The organism is Microvirga lotononidis (genome assembly GCF_034627025.1).
Lineage (GTDB): Bacteria > Pseudomonadota > Alphaproteobacteria > Rhizobiales > Beijerinckiaceae > Microvirga > Microvirga lotononidis.
This window is the reverse complement of sequence record NZ_CP141050.1, coordinates 678,417-701,173: the sequence shown is the minus strand read 5'-3', so window position 1 is coordinate 701,173 and position 22,757 is coordinate 678,417. Positions and strand designations below refer to the sequence as shown.

Below are 22,757 nucleotides of genomic sequence, written 5' to 3'. Positions count from 1 at the left end.
ATTGCTTTGTCCTCCGGTTTGAGGGCGAGGCGCTTGCCTCGACCGGGGAGCCTATCTCCCCGGATCGCGCCGCTTGGCCCGGCGCTGCTGCTTTCGCCCTCAAAACTTGCTGTCTTCCTAAACCCTCTCCCCTTTCGGTTCTGTAAACCGCGCGCCTGGCGCTAGATCGTGATCGCGCCCGCCTTCACGGCGTCGGCGTAATGCTCCGAGAGGGGCCGCTTGGGGCGCAGGTGAAAGTTGAGGTCTTTGTAAACCGGGGGCTTGGATGGGTCGGTGATGTCGGACAGGCGGAAATAGCCTTTGACCGGAAAGCCCTGGCCATTGTCGATCAGGCCCATGGCGGTGTCGCCGTCCTCGGGGTGGATCTCGGCCACAAGCCAAACCCAGTCCGCATGAGGCGTGAAGGGTTTGACGACCGGAACGGGGTCGGTGTGAACGCGGTTGGCGATCCGGCCGTTCATGAGCAACTGGCTCCACTCGTCGGCATCAAACAGATGGGCGATGGTCGGGTGAGGGGCTGTGAGGGTTTCCATGCTGTCTCTCTCCTTCCTTCTCGGGCGCAAGCGCCTGCGCCCCTGCCTTCGTGGCGAACAGCGGGGAGAGAGGGGGGCAACCGGAAAATCCGGAGGGGGATCACCCACCCGGAGGGCGCGACAAGCGCCCGGAGGGCCGCCATAGGCGATCCTGGCAGGGCCTTGGCCCGAAGGATGGGGAGGCCGGATTTTCTGGTTGCGTGGGGAGAGAGGGCCGCGCGCCTCTCTTCCCTTCCTTCCGGCATGGCTGTGTGAATGTCGGCGCCGGCCACGGCGGCGGCTTTGCGAACGGGGAGGCGCAGCCTCCCGCGAAAGCTGTCCAGGCGCGTTCAACGGCAGTAGCGCCCGAAGCGCAGCGCAGCAGGCCCGAAGCCTCCGCGCCTTCGTAGAGCGCCATAGGTGCGCTGAGGGCCTTGTTGACAGCTTGAGGCTTAAAAGTAAGAGGCAGGCCGGATCATGCTGTGCCAAGTCTCGTGAATGGCCTCATATAGGCGGAATTCAGTCTCCTCCGACAAACCCTCAGAATTGGCCTTTGAACGATCATAAAGTTCACGGTAGAGCGCACTGAGAGCTTTTCGGCTGCGGCGGCGGTAAGGTTTCTCGGCTTCAACCGCATCCCATTCTAGACCTGCTGCGGTACAGCGGGGTGGTAGAAGGGCATTAAGCTGTTCAGCACAACTCCACCAATCGCGTGTCGTGAAAGGTCGCATGGTCGTGTCCGTGATGTGCTCATTGCAGAATATTGTAATCCTAGAAAGCTCCGTAGCCGCTACGGGGCTCGTAGGTCTCGGTCTTGCCTAACCGTTGGCTCTGAGCTGGTGCAAGAGCGGTGGCGCTCCAAGTCCTCTCGCCGTCCAGAACCCACGTTGCGCCGTAGCTGTCATAAGGCTCGGGGCTGTTGGCGATCCGCTCCGCGGTCGCCATCTGTTCCAAGATGTCTTCCGTCGTCGAGACAAGCAGAGTGTCGGCCGCCTCGGTGTGCCAGGTGGCCAGTTCGTTGAAGGCCCACAGGAGAACCGTCAGCACGCTCCCGATCATGAGCCAAGTCAGGAACGGATAGGTGACGCCGGCACAGAACAGGCACGCGGCGGCCGAGACGGACAGGAGGAACGCGCTTCCTGGGAAGGAGTACCGCTCGATCCCCTTCATGATGTCCGCGAACAGGGACGGCCTTAACCGGATTGGCACATGGCCCTGTGGCATGGAGCAATATCGGTCGCTGGAATGGTCGATCATGCCGACCAGGACGCCGCTCGGGATCCCGGCGCGGCGCGCGTAGACAAGTGACACCTCATGATCCGGCTCAATGCGGATAGTCGGCTGTACGGTGATGGTGCGCCGAAGTCCGTTCCGCGATTGGATCAGGATCTCGCGGGTGCGGTTGGTGCGTCCGAAGGACACGACTTTCCGAACCGTTCCGCGCCATGCGAAGAATGTGAAATCCTGATCGGCAATTTGGGTCGAAACGTGCACAGTGCCTCGGGCTCCAGAGTCGCGGCGCATTATGGAGGCAGGGCGAGGACTGTTAAGAGGTTGTTAACCGTTGTCCACCGGCAATGGTCGAACCCCACTCAGCGGCGTTCCATGAGGCCCGTTCCGCGAAATCCGTGCATCCGAGGCACGATCGATTTTCCCCTCATTCAGCGCGGGCCTTCCTCAAGCCAGGGACTTGCTCAAGATCACACTGCGGTAGACTTTCCCCCGCCACTGCGCATGTTCGATGAAGCGGTAGCCACACCGCTCGTACCAAGCCACAAGGTGGGTCGCTCCTTCGGCGGTATCGAGGGCGAGCTCACGGATGCCAGCTCTGATGGCTTCTGCCTCGACATGGTCCAGCAGGCGGGCTCCGACTCCCCGGCCTTGCAAGTGTGGTTCAACGCCAAACTGTCCGATCTTGGCCACCTCGGGATTGTCATACCACGGACAGCCGCCGCCCTTTCCTGGCGGGTAGAACATGATCGCCCCGACGATTGTGCCATCCAGATCCGCGACGAAGCACTGGCCGTCCCTGATCCGGGAACGGGTCACTTCGGCAGTCTGATCGACGGCCGTGTAGTTGAACCCTAAGGCGGCGAGACCGGCATAGGCTCGGTGCAAGAGAGCGGTTAGCGCCTCAATGCTGTCGCCCTCGGCCAGGGGGCGGATGGTCAGACTGGTCAGCTCCTCAACGTCGGACATCAGTTGGTGCTCTATGGCTGGAGAGTTCGCCTCTTTCTATAGGCTTGCCTGAGACGGCAAGACAATACTCCTGCCGTTGGCGTGTCGGGGCGCGCTTTCCGTCGGCAAGCATTCCCGAGTATTGAGATCCTATAAAAGTCCCTATTGGGAGGCCTTTAGACTAACTCTTTACTCCCCCGCTATCTGATCTGCCGTTCATTTCTTCCGAACACTTCAAAAAGACACACTATCCGGTTCCATAAATGATGGAGTGGACGGCGCCTGCTCCCGGCAGCGCCCTATGAGATAGGGTGATTGCCTCAGCGCCAGACAGGGAGCCGCTCCGATGCATGTCACGACTGTTGGTCTCGATCTCGCCAAGCATGTGTTCCAGGTCCACGGCATCGATCAGAACGGACAGGTTCTGATCCGCCGGCAGCTTCGCCGGGGCGAGCTCATCGGCTTCTTCCGCCGATTGCCGCCCTGCCTGATCGGCATGGAGGCGTGTTCCACCGCCCACTTCTGGGCGCGAGAGCTGGCGGCTCTCGGGCACGAGGTCCGGCTCATGCCGGCGGCTTATGTGAAGCCTTATGTCAAACGCGGCAAAAGCGATGCCCTTGATGCTGCGGGCATTTGCGAGGCCGTGACCCGCCCGACCATGCGCTATGTCGCCATCAAGAGCTCTGAGCAGCAGGCCGTGCTGATGCTCCATCGTACACGCGAGTTGCTCGTGCGGCAGCGGACCATGCTGGTCAATGCTCTGCGGGGTCATCTGGCCGAATACGGCATCATTGCTCCCCAAGGGCTGCCGAGCGTTCCCAAGCTCATCGAGCTGGCCGAGAAGGCACGCAGCACGGTCTTACCGGAGCTGGCATGGCGCTGCATCCGCTTGATCCTCGCTCAGATCGAGGACGTCCACGGCCGCATTGGTCAAGTCGAGCAGGAGATCCTGGCCTGGCATCACACGAGTGAGGTCAGCCAGCGCCTGGAGACGATCCCCGGCGTCGGCATCATCACGGCCAGCGCGATAGCGGCCACCATTTCGGATCCGGGCTCCTTCCGCTCGGGTCGCCACCTGGCCGCTTGGATCGGCCTGGTGCCACGCCAGAGTGGGACGGGCGGCAAGGTGCGGCTCGGGCACATCTCCAAACAAGGGGATCGATATCTGCGCCGGCTTCTGGTGCTCGGGGCCACGACACTCTTGCGGCATGCCCGCGGCAAAACCTCGGTGACGGTAGGCTGGATCAACGCGCTCTTGGCGCGCCGCCCGGCGAGCATCGTCAAGGTCGCCATCGCCAACAAGTTGGCTCGGGTCGCCTGGGCCGTCTTGCAGGGCAACCAGGGTTATCGCGCTCCGGCTGCTGCGGCCGCATAAGCTGCCCCCCCGGGAGCCGGATGAGGAGTTTGCAAGGTTGGTGGAGGTGGTGATGGTGTGATGACGAACCGGTCGAGCCGGGGATCAGACAAACCCGTGATAAGCCGTTGCGCTCTGACGCAGCATAAATGTTGGGGACCTGATCCGCGAACTTCATCAAGGCCCGCGGTCATGAGGCCGCATCACAAGGCCGAACACATGGCTGCCCACGACCAGATCGTCAAAAGACCAAAAACCCTCTTGCCACGCAGGCGCCGTCCACACAGGGCTTATCGGAAATTCGCCTCGGGCTTGGTACAAGGTCGAGCCACTCAATGGGGAACAGGATGCACATTGTTGGAATGGACCACGTCCAGTTAGCCATGCCTGCTGGTCGTGAAGATGATGCCCGGGCCTTCTATGACCACCTCCTAGGCATCCCAGCGGTCGCAAAGCCGCTGCACCTGGCCGCCCGAGGAGGATGCTGGTTCGAGAGCGGAAGCGTGAAGGTTCACCTGGGAGTGGAAGAGCCTTTTGCCCCGGCGAAGAAGGCTCATCCAGCGTTCATCGTCCGGGACTTGAACGCCCTGTCACGGCGGCTGGAAGAGGCCGGGTACGAGCTGAAAGAGGATCAACCTTTGGAGGGGTTTGAACGCAGGTATGTGAGCGACCCGTTCGGCAATCGGATCGAATTGATGCAGCCAAACCGCTGAATCCACCCGGATTGGGCGGCGTCTAGGTGCATTCCAGAAACGGCCTTCTCGGAAATTTTTGCGCCGCTTCAGGGCCAGAACGGAGGGGATGGAAATAGATCCCATAGCTGCTTCCAGGGGATCCTTGGCCAGCCAAAGATCCGCCTGACGCCGGCATAGAGAACCAAGAGGGCAAGGGAGATCGGCGCGAAGGCCATCAGCGCCAGGAGCAGATCGTCGGTGAGAACAGCGACACCCGCCGAGGACGCAAGTGCAAGGAGCGCAAGGATCAATGCAGCTCCGCTGCCGTCATTAGGCAGCCTGATCTTCGGTCCGGTGGCCTGCTTTGTGAAGTGCGGCATCTCGATCCCCATGCCCGATCCAGAGCAGTCTACTCAGGTTTCGTAAAGGGGCTTACGCGAAATTCGGGGTGCCTCAGATCAAGCGTTTCAGACGAAGCAGCCCGAAGCAGGCAACGGTCCCTGCATCCTGGATGATCCCGTCCAGGATCATTCTCTCGAGCTCAGGCACAGGAAATGCCCTTGTGATCAGATCCTGTTCCTCCCGGTCTGGCTGCTGGCGTCCCATGCTCAATCCAGTCGCCAGGAAGATGCGATAGCTTTGCGTCACCGTCCCATAGAGCGGGAATAGGTGTCCGACCTCCTGGACTTCATCGGCCAGAAGCCCCGTCTCTTCCTCCAACTCTCCTCGGGCGACGTCTTCCGGGCGCGCGTCCGTCCTCTCCTCCCAACTGCCCTGGGGGAACTCCCACTGCCGTTGTCGGATCGGGTAACGATACTGCTGAACCAGATGCACGATCCCGTCCTGAATCGGCACAATGATCACGAAATCAGGCTTGTCGACGAAGCCATAGATCCCCGAAGAGCCATCCCTGCAGCGGATCTGATCCTCATGGACCCTCATCCAACGGTTCTCGTAGACCGTCTTGCTGCTGATTGTCGTCCGATCCGGATCAAGATCATCCACTCTGCTACCCCTTGCTCAGATGCCCTGGAGCATGGCACGGCGAGGTGCATTCCATAAACGGCCTTCTGCGAAATTTTAATGTAGAACCCCGTTAGAAAGGTCACTCCTCTCCTCGTTACAAATGTCACTCTCCCTGGGTGATCGTGCTGGGGAGATTGGATCTGATGACGGTGATCGGGATGAGCCGGGCGGAGATCGATCGGGTTCACATTCTGCGGGACGTCGTGGCGGAGCGGATTACGGTGCGCGAGGCCGCCCAGCTGCTGCGGATTACGCGGCGCCAGGTATTCCGATTGCTCAAGGCCTATCAGGCCGGCGGTCCGGCGGCGTTAGTGTCGTCACGCCGCGGCAAGCCCAGCAACCGCTCCTATCCGGCGGTGCTGCGAAGCGAGGTGCTGGCGCTGATCACGGCCACCTATGCCGATTTCGGTCCGACCCTCGCCTGCGAGAAGCTCGCCGAGCGGCACGGCATCGATCTGGGCGTCGAGACGATCCGGCGCTGGATGATCGCTGCGGGCCTGTGGCAGGACCGCAAACAGCGGCTCAACCGCGTGCACCAGCCGCGCTATCGGCGCGATTGCGTTGGCGAGTTGATCCAGATCGACGGCTCCGAGCACTACTGGTTCGAGGATCGCGGCCCACCCTGCACGCTGCTGGTCTACATTGACGATGCCACCAGCCGGCTGATGCATCTGAAGTTCGTCGCGACCGAGTCGACCTTCGACTATTTCCGATCGACCCGGGAGTACTTGGAGGCCTACGGCAAGCCGGTGGCGTTCTACTCCGACAAGCATGCCGTCTTCCGCGTCAACGGCAAAGGAGCGGTGGGAGGTGACGGCATGACCCAGTTCGGGCGGGCGCTGCATCAGCTCAACATCGACATCATCTGCGCCAATGCTCCCCAGGCCAAAGGCCGCGTGGAGCGCGCCAACGGCACCCTGCAGGACCGGCTGGTCAAGGAGCTGCGCCTGGCTGGGATCGCGACCCTTGAAGCGGGCAATGCCTTCCTGCCGGCGTTCATGGCGGACTTCAACCGCCGCTTTGCCAAAGCGCCCTTCAGCGACAAGGACCTGCATCGCCCGCTCAGCGACAACGATGGGCTGGATGATGTGTTCGCCTGGCGGGAGGAGCGGACGGTCTCGCGCAGCCTGACCCTGCAGTACGACCAGGTGCTGTTCATTCTCGAGCCAAACGAGATCACGCTCGCGCTCGCCCGCCAGAAGGTCCAGGTCTACGACTATCCGGATGGACGCTTTGCCATCAAGCACAAGGGCCTGGAGCTGCCGTACAGACCCTTTGACCGCCGCCAGCAGGTGGATCAGGCGGCGGTTGTCGAGAACAAGCGGCTGGGGCCGGTTCTGGCCTATATCGCCGAGCGGCAGAAGGAGCTCGACATGAGCCGCAGCCGCAAAGCGATTGTGTGCGTCAAGTTCTGCAAAGCGGGCGGCCGACAGGCTGGCTAAGCGGCTTGGCGGAGTTGATCCTTTTTGTGCTCCTTCAGATCGTCCATGTTGAGGTAGCGGTGAGCTTCGAGCCAGTTCTCGTGCATCTCCACCGCTAGCGCCCGCACCAGCCGGCAGCATGAGGCGGCATTGGGGAAGATCCGCACCACGTAGGTGCGTCGGCGGATCTCCTCGTTCAGGCGCTCGAGCATGTTGGTGCTCTTGAGATGCTTATGGTGCTGGCGCGGCAGCCGGTAGAACGTGAACGTCTCCTCGATTGTTTCCTCGGCCCAGGCGATCAGGCGCGGGTAGCGCGCCTCCCACTTGGCGATCCAGGCGGAGAGATCCCGCCGCGCCTCCTCGACCGAACGCCGGTCGTAGAGCCAGCGCAGCTCCTGCAGGCAGTCGTCATCGGCCTTGCGCGGCAGGTGATCGAGCGCGTTGCGGAGGAAGTGCACATAGCAGCGCTGGTAGGCGGCCTCACTCAGCACTTCGCGGATCGCCGCTCTCAGCCCGGCATGATCATCGGCCACCACCAGCTCGACCCCGGACAGCCCGCGCTCGCGCAGGCCCAGCAGAAACGTGCGCCAGGAGGACTGGCTTTCCCGGTTGGCCATCTCGACGCCCAGGATCTGGCGCCGGCCATCCCAGTCGATGCCCACCGCAATCAGCACCGCCTGCGAGCGGACGATGCCGCCCTCGCGCACCTTCTCGTAACGGGCATCCAGGATCAGGTATGGGAACGGCTCCTCGAGCCGGCGGGAGGCGAACTGGGCCAGGCTGTCGTCGAGCCGCTTGTTGATCGAGGAGATGGCGGAAGCCGAGAAGCTGTGGCCGCACAGCTCCTCGGTGATGGCCTTGACCTTGCGGGTAGAGACCCCCTGCACGTACATCTCGGCCAGGGTGGCGACCAGCGCCTGCTCGGAGCGCTGATAGCGCTCGAACAGCTCGGTCGAGAAGCGCCCGTCCCGGTCCTGCGGCACCCGCAGCTCGAGTTTGCCCACGCGGGTCACCAGGGTGCGGGTGTAATAGCCCGAGCGGTAGCCGAGGCGGGAGGCGGTGCGCTCGCCCTTCTCGGCCTGGAGCGCATCGGTCATCTCGGCTTCGAGCATCTCCTGCATGACGGCCCGCACGATCTCGCGCAGCCCGTCCGGGTTCTGGCTCAGAAGGTCCTTGATGGCGGCCGCGGCAGGTTTATCCTTGGAGTTGGTCATGGTGGGGCTCCTCTCGGAGGGTGACGTTGAACATCACCATCCTGCCATGACCGCCCCGATCAGGCGATTTGCAGAACCTTCACCACACTACTCGCAAAGCACCTCGCCGGCGAGGGCAGGGTAAGAGCCTGTTCAAGGTGGGCTGAGCTCTCAGCCGTCACTCCCTGGAGGTGACATCTCTAATGAGGACAATCAGAGACTTGTCTAATGAGTTCTGACATCGGAGGCTCCACCTGCATCAGGTTCTAATGGATCGTTGCATGTGCTGTTCCACACACTGCCCTGCGGGGCGCGAACGGACTTTCTTCCTGCATATGCATGGGGCTGGTAGGCTGACCTGATATAAACGATTTCATGGTGGACCGTGCCGCGCCAAAACTCCAACTTCGACAAGCAATGCCGTAAGGTTGAGGCGACCCACACCCAATTGGCCCGTCACGAAAGACTGAGCCGGGTGGCCCTGCTTTTGGTTCTGCTCCTGGCTCTCGATCTTCTGGCTTTGGTGGTCAGCCATCTCTGGACCAGCCCGAACGATACGCTTACGCGGCTTTCTGCAGCTGAGATTGAGAACGCGTTTTCACCTGGAGCAGCATCCCGTGGACATGCGCCTTCACGCGGGCGGCTTGGGCTTCTTTGATCAGGGCGAGGGCGGTGCGGAGGGTGGAGGCGGCGTCTGACAGCGGCTCTAGAACCCTATGGCCAAGCTTCAGTTCCAGCAGGATCCGGTAAAAATCAGCAGAGGTCCGACGGAGGGGGAATTCCGTCGGACCTCACCATGGAACGCTCCTGGGGAGTGTGATCAGGAGCTCCACGGGCTGAGGTAAGCCTACCCCTCACAGTGAGGCCGATTTGTGGCCCCGGCCAGGACCATCCCCAGGCGATCCAGCTCCTTGGATTGAGGGCGAGATCCGCGAAATTCGGTGCTCGACGGGTGGATGTTTCCTGCCCCTTTGGCGTTGTCCAGTCGGGCACGGGCGCCGAGATAGCCCCCATGATGGCGCAGGCCGTAGTCCCGCTTCGTGAACCCTCGACGCTCCATCACGATCAAAGCCAGCACATCACTGATGGCCGACATCACCGCCACCAAGTGCGATCGGTAGAACGAACGGGATGTGCATAGGAATTTTCACAGGTTCGGAGCCTCGCTGTACACTTCCACAGGTCACGTGCAAAGGATCGTTTGGAGACGTTTCCGAGTGCGGGGAAAGCCTATGTGGAAAAGGGCTTTTCAGCACCTCAAGAGGCCTACGAGCGTCCGACCGCCGGTCGATCGGCGTAGGTAGTGAATCTGGATTCCTGCAAAGCGAACACGACCGCTCTGAATTGACAATTGCGTGCTCAAGGGCCGTTTCACAGTCAGTCCAGACGATGCATCATCCCAGCTCTGTCCCGCCGATCAGGCCATGGCCTTTTGACGCGGCTCGTAGCGCAGCGCAACTGCGCCCGTGCTGAGCACCTTCTGGCCGATCAGCTTCAACTCCACGTACCGTGAAAGGCTGGCGAACAGAGTGGGTCCATGGCCGGCAAGTCTCGGTTGCACCACGAATTCGTACTCGTCGATCAACCCCAGTTCGGCGAGCGCCATCGGCAACTTGACGCCGCCGGTGAGCAGAGCTTTCCCGGGCTGTTGCTTGAGCTTCCGGACCTCTGTACCCAAATCGCCCGGCACGAGTTCCGCATTCCAATCGACCTGCCCGAGCGTGGTCGAGACGACATGCTTCTTCATCGCGTCGATGGTGCGCGCGAACGGATCGGTCCACTCAGGCATCGCGATCGTGCGCGTCGCCAGTCGCCATGCCTGTTCCATCATCTGATAGGTGACGCGACCGAAAAGGAGAGCGTCGGCGCGTCCGACGGTCTCCGTGCCGTGGAGATGCAGCGCGCGCAGTGTCGTCTCCTGCAGTGTTGGGTCGGCTGGGATTGCCTCGTGACTACAGCAGCCATCGAGCGTGATGTTGATGGAATAGATGAGAGGTCGCATCAGGCTCGCCGCCCCATTCCGGCTCGCTTCGCGACAGCCCTGTCGAAGTGCAGTAGCTGACTGGTCAGCCCGATGATGGCGCCTTGGGTCATCTCGGCATCGGGGTGACGATCGGCCGTCACGATCATCCGGACGCGCTCCCCCTCACCATGGAATTCGACGGCAATGTAGTAGGGGTAGGCCTCGACATCAGGAACGAAATCGATGTCCAGGCGGATGCGCAGCCATCGGTGCGGCAGGACCTCAACGAAGCGGCCGCTCACCTGTGTCCTGATGGGCCTGCAGAGCTTAGCGAAATAGGCGATCTGGTCGGCGCCCACCGCGGTCATCACGTGATCGAACGCGCCACCAACCGTCGGCTCGAGAGCCAGCACTTCCACGTGCATGCCCTCGGGCGCGAACCACTCTTCCAGCCCATCCTTCGTCGTCCAGAGCGACCAGACCTCCTCGATCGAAGCGTCGTAGAACCGCTCGAAACGGAGTGTGTTTGCCCCAATCTCATAGGTCTGCGTCATCACGATTTTCCCTCTTGTTTCCGCTGGCTCCGGCGGCGGGCCAGGGCTGCGTCGAAGCGATCAAGGCGGCCCTCCCAGAGCGTCCGGTAGGTGCGGACCCAGGCGTCGAGCTCGCGGAATGGTTCGGGTCGCAGCGAATAGAGGCGCCTTGCTCCATCGGGTCGCATCGCAACGAAGCCGGCTTCGCCCAGGATCCGCAGGTGGCGAGAAACGCCGGATTGATCGATATCAACGGCGCGGACTATGTCGCCCACGGCCCGCTCGCCCTCGGCCAACGCTTCGACGATGCGGAACCGCGTCGGGTCGGCCAGCATTTGGAATGTTTGATATTGCATCATCGTGCATATGTATGAATATGCATATCGCAGGTCAAGTGATTGTTGACTCCGGACGGGAGCGGCGCGTTTCTTCGCCAGATCAGGTTTCTTCGCCAGATCAGGAAGACGAGCGACATGCAGAGCAAGTCAACCAGGGGGAGATGAGCCGGCGGTTTGAGCCCCGGAGGATCGACGGAGAAGGCAATCGTCACCGCGTTGGATCGAACCATCGCCGGCGGCCTTCCTGGCGTAATACCGGTGCGCCTATGAAGCGACTTTTTCGAAGATCTCGACCGCCTTGGCACCGCGCTAGGACTGGCGCTCGATCCCGATTACCCGCGCCGCATCGGCCCGGCTCATGCCCTCTAGGGCATTGGCAATCGCCAGCATCCGTAGGGCTGATCGGCGGTTGGGCTCATTCTTGGCCCGACGGCGCAGACTCACGGGACTGTCGAGATCGGTTCGGATCGCAAGCATCTGGCCCATGGCCACCTCCATCCTACCGACCCGGATGGAATCACGATCTCGCCCGAGAGAAAAGTTCTTCTAGAGTCACTTCAACCGCACGGCGGTATAAGACCAAAGGCGCTTTGTCACTCACTTAGAGCGAAGCAAAGCGCCCTATTCCTCCACCTAGATGGTCCGGCTAATGGTGAATCAACAGTTTGCGACTTCGGACCTTTCAGGTCGGCAAGATACTCTCTGATAGCTGGATCCGCTTTGCACTCTGCTGAAAGGTTTTCTTCAAGAGGCTTTCTTTGCTCTTCGAGATTGCGAACTGCTTTCCAGCAGTCCTCCTGCTTTCGCGGATCGCCGGGCCAGTATTTCCAGACGAAGTATCCTCCTGCAACAGGAGCCGTGTTTGGTGGCGGAATGTTGTTGGGATCAGGTGCGTTGCGCGATTGAGGAGTATGCTTGGCGCTTTGACGGCCTGCGACGCCGTGCTCCTCGCTGCAGGAGGATGTGATGTACTCCGTTCATCCGCAAGCCCGCACCACGCCAGCCGTTCGCCAGGAGATTGCCCGCTCGAGAGAGCCCACCGGCGTACTGGCCCAGCGCTTCAGCCTCGGCACCGAGACCATCCGCAAGTGGCGCAACCGCGGGGCCAAGGACTGTCAGGACCACTCCAGTCGGCCGCACAAGCTGCCCTGGAAAGCCACGGACGAGGAGCGCGCCATCGTCTGCGCCCTACGCCGCTCGACCGGCTTTCCGCTCGATGACCTCACCTTCGTGATCACGCACTTCCTGCCGCATCTCAACCGTGATGCCGTCTATCGCATCCTCAAGGCTGAGGGTCTGGGTCGCCTGCCGCCGGCGCAGTGGCGCCAGCGCAAGATCGGCACGTTCAAGGACTACGATCGTGGCTTCGTGCACATCGACATCAAGCACCTGCCGAAGCTGAGAACCGCCAATGGCGAGAGCCGCAAGCGCCTTCTCTATGTCGCCATCGGCCGCTGCTCGCGCTGGGTGCATCTGGCGGTCAAAGACGACGAGCTGGCCACCAGTGCGGTCGCTTTCCTGACCGAGGCGGTGCGCGCCTTCCCCTTCAAGGTCACCCACGTGCTCACCGACCGTGGCTCGTGCTTCACGGCGGATGGCTTTGAGGACGGCTGCCGTCAGCTGAAGGTGGAACACCGCAGGACCAAGCCGTACACGCCGCAAACCAACGGCCTCATGGAGCGCTTCAACGGGCAGGTGCAACGTGAAGTGCTGGGCATTACGATCTAGGGCCATCGGGATCTTGAGACGCTGCTCAAGGGCTTCAACCAAGCTTACAATATGAGACGCCAGCACGTGTTGAAAGGGCGATCCCCGGATGAGGTTGTGCGCAGCCGGTCTGTCCGCCGAGCCGACGCTGGCCAACCGCCGCTACAAGCCGCCCGATTCAGATGCTTTGCCGCCAGCCCTCCAGGTCGTCGCTCATGCCAAGGAGGTCTCGCATCCAGACAACGAGTAACCCCGAGGAAGAGTTAAGCGGTGCTTATTTGTGAAATCAGTTGTTTGGCATTGAGAATTGGCGATTTCCTGATCGGGAAAGGGCGGCTTAAATGCACTATTATACTGGTTCAGTAACTAAGGTATATTTGTCGCACGGGTCGCGTAAGTATAAGTATTTATTCATATTCGTCTTGACTGGTGGTAGCCCGACGATAAGGATCGACGAACGCTCCGCATGTCACTCTGTACAGTCAGATTAGAGCAAAGTGACTCTAGAGAACGACGTGCGGTGAAGAGGGGCAAAAATGACCGTCGAGGACTTGGAAGGGACTTTGTGCGCTTCCCTTTATACCGCGCGCTGCTTGGCATCGGCCAAGAGGCGGACTGAAGCATCAGTCTTTAATAGAGAGCGGTAGCCGCTCCCCGCCGATCAGAATTTCATTCTGGTTTGATCGCACCCGCTTGTCGGCTGTTTTAGCCGACGCGGCGAACGACAACTGCCTCAATCGCTCTCCTCAGGCCACCGGCCGTACCTGACAATTCTCGAACGGAATAACACATGACTGACAGCGCTTTCGTGACCGGTGAGATTCCGACATCCGACGCTAATTGGAAGCTTCCAGATGCCATGGTTGGCGCCGACGGCAAGCATTACGTGGGGTCCTTCAACGACAACGATTCATTTGTCGTGTCCCGGTACGATGATGGAGTTTGGACCCAGGTTGCCTTCTACGACCTGTACGAGGAGGCGACGGGCGGCGCTGCGATGGGCCATATCATCGACTTCATGGTCGATGCGGCCGGTGTTATCCATGTTGTCTTTCCCAGCTACGCCGCCGACGGCGATCCCAACGGCAACTTCGGCGAGCGCATTCTGCAATATGGCACGTTCGTACCGGGTGGCGGCTGGACCCTTTCCGAGGTGGACCGCCGTTCGAAATCGTTCGGCTTCGACGATTCCTTAAGTCTCGCACAGGATGCCGCCGGCAACGTCCATCTGGCGTACAAGGTCTATAGCCCTGCGACGGGTTCGGATATCATTCATGCCACGGCGGATGGGGTCGGCGGGTGGGTTCTCGAGACCGTCGCGCACAGTGATACTCCTACGGGCGAAGCAAGCGTCGCGAACCCTGAGCTTGCGATATCTCCCGACGGGTCCTTGAAAATCCTCTATACGCAAGGCGACGGCCCTAACGGTTCAAGCTATTGGGGAGGATCGGTCCACCTCGGAACTCTGTCGCCTGGCGGTACATGGACTTCCGACACGGTTTTGACTGTCGGTGGCTCTGCCCCCCAATACGGTACGACGCAGTTCTTCGATGATCATGGGAATCTGCACGTATTCTACGTAGACGTCGGTGACGAAGCCGCTGAACTCACGAAGCCCACAACCCTTTATGAGATTACAAACGCCTCAGGCTCCTGGACCACAACTGAGATTTCGACGGGCTCAGGCACGATTCCTGTTGGCAGTGGATACCTTGCCAAGGATGGGGTGGAATACCTGCTTGTCGAGGACCGTGGGTACTGGCTGGATGGTGTCACCAGCGCAAAGGTCTACATCCGTACGACTGGCGGCGACTGGGAACCCGGCAGCGACGTACCTCTACCATCTGGAGCTTCGTACAAAGACATCCCTTTAGCTATGGGGGCCGACGGGAAGCTGATGATCGTCGCCCAGGGCGCGTCGATGGAGCCGTTGTATTTCTACTACGGCGATCCGAGCGGAGCTGACACCACGTCGCCGGTTGTCCTGGCAGTATCTGTTCCAGCCAGCGGAACCTACATTGCGGGCCAGGACCTGACACTCACGGTCAACTTCAACGAGGCCGTGACCGTTGTGACCGATGGCGGTACGCCGCATCTCGAACTCGTCATCGGCACGCAGACCGTTTATGCGGCCTATGTATCCGGCTCCGGCACAACTGCGCTCACCTTTGTGTACAAGGTGCAGGCAGGTCAGTTGGATACGAACGGCATCATGGTCGGGTCCTTTCAGGCGAATGGCGGTGTACTCAAGGATGCCGCTGGCAATGAAGCTGTGCTGACCTTGCAGAGCGTTGGCTCGACAGCAGGTGTCTTGGTCGATGGTGTCGCGCCGACACTGAGCATCACGAGCAACGTCTCCGAGCTCAAGATCGGCGAGAGCGCGACCATTACCTTCACCTTCAGCGAGCCTCCGATTGGGTTCAGCTCGGCCGACATCAGTGTCACGGGAGGCACGCTGGGGCCTATCTCGGGGAGCGGTTCGGTGTATACCGCAGTCTTCACGCCATCCCCTGACACCAATACCTCGACCGCCAGCATCACGGTTGCGGGCGGCAGCTATATAGACGCTGCGGGCAACAATGGCGGTGCGGGCACGACGCCCACACTGACCTTTGACACCAAAGCACCTGGGGCACCGTCCACTCCGGAACTGGACCCGGCGTCCGACACGGGTCCGGACAATGGCGATGGCGTCACAAGCGATACAACGCCCACCTTTACGGGAACGGCTGAGATTGGCTCGACCGTCAAATTGTATGATGACGACATGACTGAGATTGGGTCCGCGGTTGCTACCGACGGCACGTGGTCCATTACCAGCAACGTCCCGCTGGCGCAGGGTCCTCACACCATCGTTGCAATTGCGACTGATGCCGCCGGCAATAGCAGTCTTGTGTCAGACAGCCGGGTGATCACCATCGATACCGCGACGCCGAGCACCGAGATTGCGACGGTGCGTCTGTCGGCGGACAAGGGTACGTCCAGCGGCGATTTCATCACCAACGTGGCCACTCAGACCATCTCCGGCACGTTGAGCAAAGATCTGGCGTCCGGGGAGCAGGTTCAGGTGTCACTCGACGGGGGCGAGACCTGGAACTATGCCACCGCCGCTGTCGGCAGCAATGTATGGTCGTTGAATACGAGCCTGGTGTCTGGCAGCCATGAAATCTGGATGCGGGTGACCAACGTGGTCAACAACAGCGGCCCAATCCTGAAGCAGGAGTACACGCTGGACACTGCGGCGCCGACCGTGGCCATCACGAGCAACGTCGCTTACCTCAAAGCGGGCGAGACGGCGATCATCACCTTCACATTTTCGGAGGATCCTGGTGCAACCTTCACCTGGAGCGGCTTCTCAGGCGACGTAACGGTCACCGGCGGAACGCTTTCGGCTATTTCAGGCACCGGGACAGTCCGGACAGCGATCTTCACACCAACCCCCGACACCAGTGGCGGCAGCGCCAGCATTACCATTGCAGCCAGCAGCTATGCCGACAAGGCTGGCAACCTCGGGGCCGGTGGTGTTTCACCATCACTGCACTTTGATACACTGGCGCCTGGTGCACCGTCCAATCTCACGTTGGCTCCTGCAAGCGACAGCGGAGCCAGCAACAGCGACCGAATTACCAATCTCAACCATCTGACCTTTACGGGACTGGGTGAGACCGGTGCGACGGTGATCCTGTTCGCCGACCGCAACAATAACGGTGTTCTCGACGCGGGTGAGGAACTCGGGACCGATACGGTGTCCGGCGGAGCGTTCTCGATCGCTGCAACTCTGACTGAAGGCAGCCATACCATTCGGGCTGTTCAGACGGATCCTGCTGGGAACAACTCACTGGTTTCTGGTGCTCTATCGGTCAGGGTCGACACGCAGGTTGAGGCGCCGGACCTGGCGCTTGCCAATGACGCCGGGACGGCCGGTGACAGGCTGACCAATTCAGGTTTGGTCAACGTCGCTGGACTGGAAGCTGGTGCGACCTGGGAGTTCAGCACCGACGACGGACAGAGCTGGACGAGAGGCACGGGCAGCAGCTTCACGGTCTCCAGGGAGGGAGAGAACCATGTCCAAGTTCGCCAAACCGATCTCGCCGGCAACGTTTCGCTCGTCTCGGACGCGCTGAGCTTCGTCCTCGATACGGTCCATCCGGCTGTCGGGATTGAACTGTCAACCAGCAATCTGATGCTGGGCGAGACGGCAACCGTGACCTTCCGGTTCTCCGAGGTTCCGGTTGGATTTACCGCAAGCGATGTGACGGTGGAAAACGGTATTCTGACCGGACTGACGGTCTCCGCCACGGATCCGAAGGTCTATACGGCGGTCTTTACATCGGTCGGCAATGTCGGACAGAAGATCAACCATATCACGGTCGGAACTGGCTGGAGCGATGCCGCTGGCAATGCACCTGTCTCCAGCACCGCCTCCCTGCCCTACAGCGTCGACACGCACCAGATTGATGGTGTGAGCGTCGTCGAGGCTCCGATTACCTATCCTGATGGCAGTTCAGGTCGCGTGCTCACCATTCCGGTGATTGCGCCCGGACGGAGTGAAACCGACGGCAACCCCTCGTATGCGGACATTCCCCTCGTCGCTTCCGGCGGGCAGACCCTGCTGCTGGCTCAGGTTCCGGTGGGTTATGGTCTGCTGGTGACCGGCCCATCCGCTCCGAAGACGGCGGGCACGTCGCTGACTGACCTGATCCGCGAGATCCGTGCCCATACCCCGGTTGGATCGGCCGATCAGGATCAGCTCTCAGGTGGCGGAGTGAGCTTCCTGGGGCTCCTGTCAGGGAATACCCCGATGTTCGTGCAGACGATCACGCCCACCCTGGCGCCGGGTAGCGGTGTAATCCCCGGTCAGCCTCTTCTGATCTCGGGAAATCCAGCTGCCGCAGGCATGCCGCAGACGGCCTTGGTCATTGACGGCAGTAGCATCTCCGGCGGTCACATCATGCTGGACAATGTGGAGTTCGCCGCGATCATTGGAGCCCTGACAGTCACCGGTGGTGCCGGCTCGCAGAAGGTCTGGGGCGATAGCGCCAATCAGACCCTCATTCTCGGCGCCGACGATGACACCCTGCATGGCGGAGGTGGCGACGACTATGTCGGCTCCCACGGCGGTGACGACTGGCTCTATGGCGACGACGGCAACGACACCGTTGCCGGTGGCGAGGGCAATGACTGGCTCTTCGGCGGCGACGGGAACGATCGCCTGTATGGCGAGACCGGCCACGATCATCTTGATGGTGGTTCCGGCAACGACTGGCTGTACGGTGGAACCGGCAATGACACCATGTCCGGCGGGACTGGCAACGACACCCTTAAGGGTGAAGCCGGCAACGATCGTATCACGGGCGGGCTCGGCCGTGACCAGATGTGGGGCGGCGCCGGCAAGGACGTGTTTGCCTTCACCTCGGTCAAGGACAGCAAGGTCGGCTCGCAGCGCGACATCATCTACGACTTCAAGTCGGGTCAGGACCGGATTGATCTTCGCGACATCGATGCCAACACCCATCTCAAGGGCAACCAGAAGTTCTTCTGGGCGGGCTCGAACGGTCCCTTCCTGTTCCCGAAGGAGCGCGCCTATTTCCTGAACGCAGGGTTCACCGGCAAGGCCGGCGAACTGCGCTACGATCGCGGCATTCTGATGGGCGACGTCAACGGCGACGGCCGGGCCGACTTCGAGATCAAGATCGTCGGCAAGTTCGCCTTCGGCGATGTAATCCTTTAAGAGCGCTCCATTAAGACGCGGAGTCGGGCGGGTTCTCCGCCCGGCCCCTTTCCAAACCACCGACACTACCCTTCTCTCGTCTGATGCTCTGTCCGGAGATACTCATGAAGCGCCTTGTGTTGTCCCTGTCCGTCCTGATCGCCGGCACGGCTGCGGCGACGGCCGCCGATCTGCCGCGGACGGCGGCACCCGCCATGCTGGTGGCGCCTCTCGCGATCAACTGGAGCGGCTTCTATGCCGGCGTGCATGGGGCCTGGATCGGCGACGGCGGCGAGGCGGTGCGCCGGGGCGTGATCGGCGTTGCGTCCGAGGCGCTGCCGACCCGCGTTGGCCTGAGCGGGTCCGGCCTCGGAGGCGGGGCACAGGTCGGCTATCTGTGGCAGTTCGGGAATGTCGTGGCGGGCCTGGAGGCGGACCTGACCGCGATGGACGTGGGCCGCTCGCGCAGCGGGTTCGGCACGGATGGCGGGTTCGGGCTGCGCACCGACCTGAGTTCGCAGATGAACTGGTTCGGGACGGTCAAGGGCCGGATTGGTTTCACGATGCCGAGCCTGCTGCCTGTGGTGCAGGAGACGCTGGTCTATGTGACAGGCGGCCTGGCGGTGGCGCAGGTCGATCGCGAGGCGCGGATCACGGTGCTTCCGGTTGGCGTTGGTCCGCAGGCGAGCGGCGACGACTGGACGACCGGGTTCGCGGTCGGCGGCGGCTCGGAGCACCGGCTGACGCAGAACATCTCGATCAAGAGCGAGACGCTGTACTACCGGCTGCAGGATGAGACGCTGACGCTGGCGCGCGCCGGCGATCAGGCAAGCTACCGCTTCAAGAACGACGGCTGGATCAGCCGCATCGGTGTCAATGTGCGGTTCTAATACCAAGCTCCGTGAAGGCTGACTCATACCCGGTCAGGGAATTGCTGATGCAGTGAGATACGGGTAGGCCGTCAATGTTGTGAGACGGCCTGTCTCATCGAGGAGCCGGTTCCAGGCGCGGCAGACCGCGTCCAACACCGCTTCATAATCGTTGAGCACGCGATGCGAGAGATAGCGCTCACGCAGGAAGAGCCAGACCCCCTCCACCGGGTTCAGCTGGGGGACGCCGGCGGCAAGGGCAACAGCGTGATCGTCTCCGGCACGTGCAAGGCCCGTGCGTCACGCCAGCCGGCCTGATCCAGCACGAGCACCGCGTGCACGCCGGGCTCCAGCTGACGCGCGAAGTGCTCCAGAAGCATCGTCATCGCGTCCGCACTCACCCGCGGCAGCGCCAGGGCGAAGGTCTCGTCGGTGCCGGGTCGACAGGCGGCAAACAGATACAAGCTCTCGAAGCGCTGATCGACCACGCCCGGCGGACGCTCGCCGCGCTCGTACCAGATTCGGGCGGTGCGGTCCTTCTCGCCAAAGCGCCTCGTCCTGACACCAGAGCTGAAGGCGGGTGTCAGGATGCTGTGCCGCGAGGCTCTGCAGCTGTGACGGCAGCTCCTTTCTTGAACGCCGCCTGTGCGGCCGGATGGCCATTCGAGTGCGAGGGCCGGGTCTTCTGCCGCGACAGGTTGAGCCGCTTGAGCGGGCCCGAGAGCCCCCATTCGCTGTCGCCGTACGTCCGCTCGACGTACTCGCATAGGTCGACCAGATGCCAGGCGCTCACCCCATCGTGCTCGGGCTCCGGCCCGTGCAGGATATGGGCCTTGAGAGCGGCCTGCTGACCAGGGCTAAGCTGCTCCGGGCGACCGGTCCGAGGGCGGTCATGCAGACCGTCCGGTCCCTCGGCATTGAAGCGCTGGATGGCATCGTGCAGGGCCTGGCACTTTATCCCGGCCAGCCCCGCCGCCTCGGCCCGGGGCATGCCCTCGAGCGCATTGGCGATCGCCAGCAACCGCAGGCTGGCCCTGGTGTCCCTCTCGCGAGCGGCCCGCTGGCGTAAGTCGGGGGCTGAGTAGTCCTGCCGGATCTGGAGGGCAGCCATGCTGATCTCCCGCAACAGCGCCCCGCTGCGCAGTGGATCACGTAAGGCACACCGACGCAAATCCGGGTCAGCAATTCTCTGGGCGGGTATCATTCAGGGTTTTCAGCCGAGCGCATGTCTGATTCCATGCTGGCGGCCAGGAGGTTCGCCATGCGCCCGGGGATCACTCTTCGCAGAGCCCTTTGCGGCGGCCATTCCCGACAGCGGAAGCCGCCGACAAAGCCTGCGCCGTTGTACGGCGCGGCAAGATCCGGCGGGGCTACAGGGAAGCCGGATCAAGCTCATGATGCGCTCTTTAGGCCAGATCGGTTTTTGCGAAGTCGTTGCCCTTATAGAGCAACGGAACGCGATAGGCTTTCGCGCAAGCATACGAGAACACGTCGCCCAAATTCAGCTTCGCGCCGTGGCCGGTGCCCTTGCCATACTCCGCATAGGCACGGATCGCCTTGTTGCCGATCTCCGGCGTGATGCTGATCGTCTGCACCTTCAAGGCGCTCAAAAGCTCACTCACAAGCTCCTGAGACGCGGGGATCTCAATTCCCTTGATGCTGGCAAACCGGACCACGGCCTCGGTCACGGAAACCGGCGACGTGATGAGGTTCGTTTTGACGGCGTCGATTTTGCGCGCCATATCCTCGGCCTCTTCCTCGCCGGCAAGCATGGCGATGATGGCGGACGTTTCGATATACATTACTCGCCCCATTCCTCGTCAGACGCGCGCTTCTGCTCTTCCCAATTGATCCGTCCGACTGGCTCCCCGAGGGCGCGAGCCTTCGCCAGAACAGGCGCTAGTTTCTCCATGGTGCTGGTGCGGGAATCCTCGCGCTCGATCTCCTGCACGATGACCTGCCGCAACACGTCGGCCACGGTCTTGTTCTTGCGCTGCGCTAGAATCTTAAGCTGCTGGACCACCGTTTCGTCTTTGATCAGATAAGTCATTCTCGGTTGCCTGCGGTATATCCAAATAGCGTATATACGTATATCCTATTTGGTATATACTGACAAGCCCAAAGAGAGATAAAGTGCCGGAATGCCTGACGCCCTTCGATGCTGCCGCAACCTTCCGGCGGCTCGAAGCGATGGATCGGGCAACCGGCTCCTCCGAGACTGCGCGGTTTGCGCGCGCCTATGAGGATGAGGCTCCGGAGGGAGATTTCAGTGTCTATCTTGAACGGCTGGAAGCGGAGCGCGCGGCCTTCTGTGAAACCGCATCAAGCCCCTAAGACTTGGATCAGGGCGCGGCTTGCGCTATATTCAGGCCCGGAGTGGGAAGAGGGCCTTCGCCCCCTCCCCGTTTCCTAGACGATCCAGAATTGGACCCGGATGCGAACTTGCCAGTACGTCCGGGTCCTTTTCATGTCTAGGGCAAAGCTAATGGGAATCCACATGCTTTGTCCTCCGTTTGAGGGCGGAGCCGTCCGCCTCCGTCTAGGTGGCTCATCCTCCTAGATCGCGCCGCTGGCCCGGCGCTGCTGCTTTCGCCCTCAAAACTTGCTGTCTTCCTAAGCCCACTCCCCTTTCGGTTCTGTAAACCGCGCGCCTGGCGCTAGATCGTGATCGCGCCCGCCTTCACGGCGTCGGCGTAATGCTCCGAGAGGGGCCGCTTGGGGCGCAGGTGAAAGTTGAGGTCTTTGTAAACCGGGGGCTTGGATGGGTCGGTGATGTCGGACAGGCGGAAATAGCCTTTGACCGGAAAGCCCTGGCCATTGTCGATCAGGCCCATGGCGGTGTCGCCGTCCTCGGGGTGGATCTCGGCCACAAGCCAAACCCAGTCCGCATGAGGCGTGAAGGGTTTGACGACCGGAACGGGGTCGGTGTGAACGCGGTTGGCGATCCGGCCGTTCATGAGCAACTGGCTCCACTCGTCGGCATCAAACAGATGGGCGATGGTCGGGTGAGGGGCTGTGAGGGTTTCCATGCTGTCTCTCTCCTTCCTTCTCGGGCGCAAGCGCCTGCGCCCCTGCCTTCGTGGCGAACAGCGGGGAGAGAGGGGGGCAACCGGAAAATCCGGAGGGGGATCACCCACCCGGAGGGCGCGACAAGCGCCCGGAGGGCCGCCATAGGCGATCCTGGCAGGGCCTTGGCCCGAAGGATGGGGAGACCGGATTTTCTGGTTGCGTGGGGAGAGAGGGCCGCGCGCCTCTCTTCCCTTCCTTCCGGCACAAGAG

At 61.6% G+C, this 22,757-nt stretch carries 21 protein-coding genes and 1 pseudogene; 7 read left to right on the top strand and 15 right to left on the bottom strand.

The features are described 5' to 3' along the window. Window positions 1-161: 161 nt before the first annotated feature. From U0023_RS33030 to U0023_RS33020, 3 genes are all read right to left on the bottom strand, one after another. The gene (locus tag U0023_RS33030; RefSeq protein WP_009489748.1) at window positions 162-533 is read right to left on the bottom strand and encodes a DUF2958 domain-containing protein; all 372 of its coding nucleotides are present in this window, start codon (window positions 531-533) and stop codon (window positions 162-164) included. Between the two features lie 750 nt (window positions 534-1,283). Further along, on the bottom strand, window positions 1,284-2,006 hold the full coding sequence (locus U0023_RS33025; RefSeq protein WP_040638065.1) for a hypothetical protein: 723 nt from the start codon (window positions 2,004-2,006) through the stop codon (window positions 1,284-1,286). 183 nt (window positions 2,007-2,189) lie between these two features. Further along, entirely contained in the window at window positions 2,190-2,711 is a 522-nt protein-coding gene (locus U0023_RS33020; protein ID WP_009489744.1) for a GNAT family N-acetyltransferase, read from the bottom strand. A gap of 325 nt (window positions 2,712-3,036) precedes the next feature. Between U0023_RS33020 and U0023_RS33015 the strand changes: the two genes are divergently transcribed. Beyond that, window positions 3,037-4,065, top strand: a complete 1,029-nt coding sequence (locus U0023_RS33015; RefSeq protein ID WP_009489742.1) for an IS110 family RNA-guided transposase — start codon at window positions 3,037-3,039, stop codon at window positions 4,063-4,065. A 326-nt stretch (window positions 4,066-4,391) separates the two neighbouring features. After that, on the top strand, window positions 4,392-4,757 hold the full coding sequence (locus U0023_RS33010; RefSeq protein ID WP_040638092.1) for a VOC family protein: 366 nt from the start codon (window positions 4,392-4,394) through the stop codon (window positions 4,755-4,757). A gap of 68 nt (window positions 4,758-4,825) precedes the next feature. On the opposite strand, the gene U0023_RS33005 is transcribed toward U0023_RS33010, so the two are convergent. Together U0023_RS33005 and U0023_RS33000 are read right to left on the bottom strand one after the other, a co-directional pair. Then, window positions 4,826-5,098, bottom strand: a complete 273-nt coding sequence (locus U0023_RS33005) for a hypothetical protein (RefSeq protein WP_154660944.1) — start codon at window positions 5,096-5,098, stop codon at window positions 4,826-4,828. A gap of 73 nt (window positions 5,099-5,171) precedes the next feature. Next, window positions 5,172-5,660: an NUDIX domain-containing protein gene (locus U0023_RS33000; RefSeq protein ID WP_009489736.1), complete on the bottom strand. Its 489-nt coding sequence runs from the start codon at window positions 5,658-5,660 to the stop codon at window positions 5,172-5,174. Window positions 5,661-5,887: 227 nt separating this feature from the next. On the opposite strand from U0023_RS33000, the gene U0023_RS32995 reads away from it, so the two are divergent. Continuing rightward, window positions 5,888-7,186 carry an ISNCY family transposase gene (locus U0023_RS32995; RefSeq protein ID WP_009489734.1) on the top strand — a complete coding sequence of 433 codons (1,299 nt, stop codon included), beginning with the start codon at window positions 5,888-5,890 and terminating at the stop codon, window positions 7,184-7,186. Here U0023_RS32995 and U0023_RS32990 read toward each other — a convergent pair. From U0023_RS32990 to U0023_RS32970, 5 genes are all read right to left on the bottom strand, one after another. Beyond that, window positions 7,183-8,379, bottom strand: a complete 1,197-nt coding sequence (locus tag U0023_RS32990; protein WP_009489732.1) for an IS256 family transposase — start codon at window positions 8,377-8,379, stop codon at window positions 7,183-7,185. The two genes, U0023_RS32995 and U0023_RS32990, sit on opposite strands and share 4 nt — an antisense overlap. Window positions 8,380-9,775: 1,396 nt before the next feature. Then, window positions 9,776-10,360 carry a dihydrofolate reductase family protein gene (locus U0023_RS32985; protein WP_009489768.1) on the bottom strand — a complete coding sequence of 195 codons (585 nt, stop codon included), beginning with the start codon at window positions 10,358-10,360 and terminating at the stop codon, window positions 9,776-9,778. Further along, window positions 10,360-10,875 carry an SRPBCC family protein gene (locus tag U0023_RS32980; protein ID WP_009489767.1) on the bottom strand — a complete coding sequence of 172 codons (516 nt, stop codon included), beginning with the start codon at window positions 10,873-10,875 and terminating at the stop codon, window positions 10,360-10,362. The genes U0023_RS32985 and U0023_RS32980 overlap by 1 nt, the downstream gene beginning before the upstream one ends. Then, window positions 10,875-11,210: an ArsR/SmtB family transcription factor gene (locus tag U0023_RS32975; protein WP_040638066.1), complete on the bottom strand. Its 336-nt coding sequence runs from the start codon at window positions 11,208-11,210 to the stop codon at window positions 10,875-10,877. Before U0023_RS32975 ends, U0023_RS32980 begins: the two co-directional genes overlap by 1 nt. 291 nt (window positions 11,211-11,501) lie before the next feature. Then, on the bottom strand, window positions 11,502-11,678 hold the full coding sequence (locus tag U0023_RS32970) for a hypothetical protein (protein WP_009489764.1): 177 nt from the start codon (window positions 11,676-11,678) through the stop codon (window positions 11,502-11,504). 480 nt (window positions 11,679-12,158) lie between these two features. On the opposite strand from U0023_RS32970, the pseudogene U0023_RS32965 reads away from it, so the two are divergent. From U0023_RS32965 to U0023_RS32955, 3 genes and pseudogenes are all read left to right on the top strand, one after another. Then, window positions 12,159-13,149, top strand: a pseudogene (locus tag U0023_RS32965) (DDE-type integrase/transposase/recombinase). Window positions 13,150-13,689: 540 nt separating this feature from the next. After that, window positions 13,690-18,630, top strand: a complete 4,941-nt coding sequence (locus tag U0023_RS32960) for an Ig-like domain-containing protein (RefSeq protein WP_009489762.1) — start codon at window positions 13,690-13,692, stop codon at window positions 18,628-18,630. A 104-nt stretch (window positions 18,631-18,734) separates the two neighbouring features. Then, window positions 18,735-19,499, top strand: coding sequence for an outer membrane protein (locus U0023_RS32955; protein WP_009489761.1), 765 nt, complete (start codon window positions 18,735-18,737; stop codon window positions 19,497-19,499). A 212-nt stretch (window positions 19,500-19,711) separates the two neighbouring features. Here U0023_RS32955 and U0023_RS32950 read toward each other — a convergent pair whose 3' ends face one another. The 4 genes from U0023_RS32950 to U0023_RS32935 form a co-directional block, all read right to left on the bottom strand. Further along, the gene (locus U0023_RS32950; RefSeq protein WP_280940660.1) at window positions 19,712-20,065 is read right to left on the bottom strand and encodes a transposase; all 354 of its coding nucleotides are present in this window, start codon (window positions 20,063-20,065) and stop codon (window positions 19,712-19,714) included. Then, a complete protein-coding gene (locus tag U0023_RS32945; protein WP_322883872.1) occupies window positions 20,062-20,589 on the bottom strand; it encodes a helix-turn-helix domain-containing protein in 528 nt (175 codons plus the stop codon). The genes U0023_RS32950 and U0023_RS32945 overlap by 4 nt, the downstream gene beginning before the upstream one ends. 295 nt (window positions 20,590-20,884) lie before the next feature. Further along, window positions 20,885-21,280: a type II toxin-antitoxin system VapC family toxin gene (locus U0023_RS32940; protein WP_009489756.1), complete on the bottom strand. Its 396-nt coding sequence runs from the start codon at window positions 21,278-21,280 to the stop codon at window positions 20,885-20,887. Then, the gene (locus tag U0023_RS32935; protein WP_009489754.1) at window positions 21,280-21,528 is read right to left on the bottom strand and encodes a hypothetical protein; all 249 of its coding nucleotides are present in this window, start codon (window positions 21,526-21,528) and stop codon (window positions 21,280-21,282) included. The genes U0023_RS32940 and U0023_RS32935 overlap by 1 nt, the downstream gene beginning before the upstream one ends. 83 nt (window positions 21,529-21,611) lie before the next feature. Here U0023_RS32935 and U0023_RS32930 point away from each other — a divergent pair, with 83 nt between their 5' ends. Continuing rightward, window positions 21,612-21,812 carry a hypothetical protein gene (locus U0023_RS32930; protein WP_009489752.1) on the top strand — a complete coding sequence of 67 codons (201 nt, stop codon included), beginning with the start codon at window positions 21,612-21,614 and terminating at the stop codon, window positions 21,810-21,812. A 323-nt stretch (window positions 21,813-22,135) separates the two neighbouring features. Here the strand turns inward: U0023_RS32930 and U0023_RS32925 are convergent, their stop codons facing one another. Next, a complete protein-coding gene (locus U0023_RS32925) occupies window positions 22,136-22,507 on the bottom strand; it encodes a DUF2958 domain-containing protein (RefSeq protein ID WP_009489748.1) in 372 nt (123 codons plus the stop codon). Window positions 22,508-22,757 lie beyond the last annotated feature (250 nt).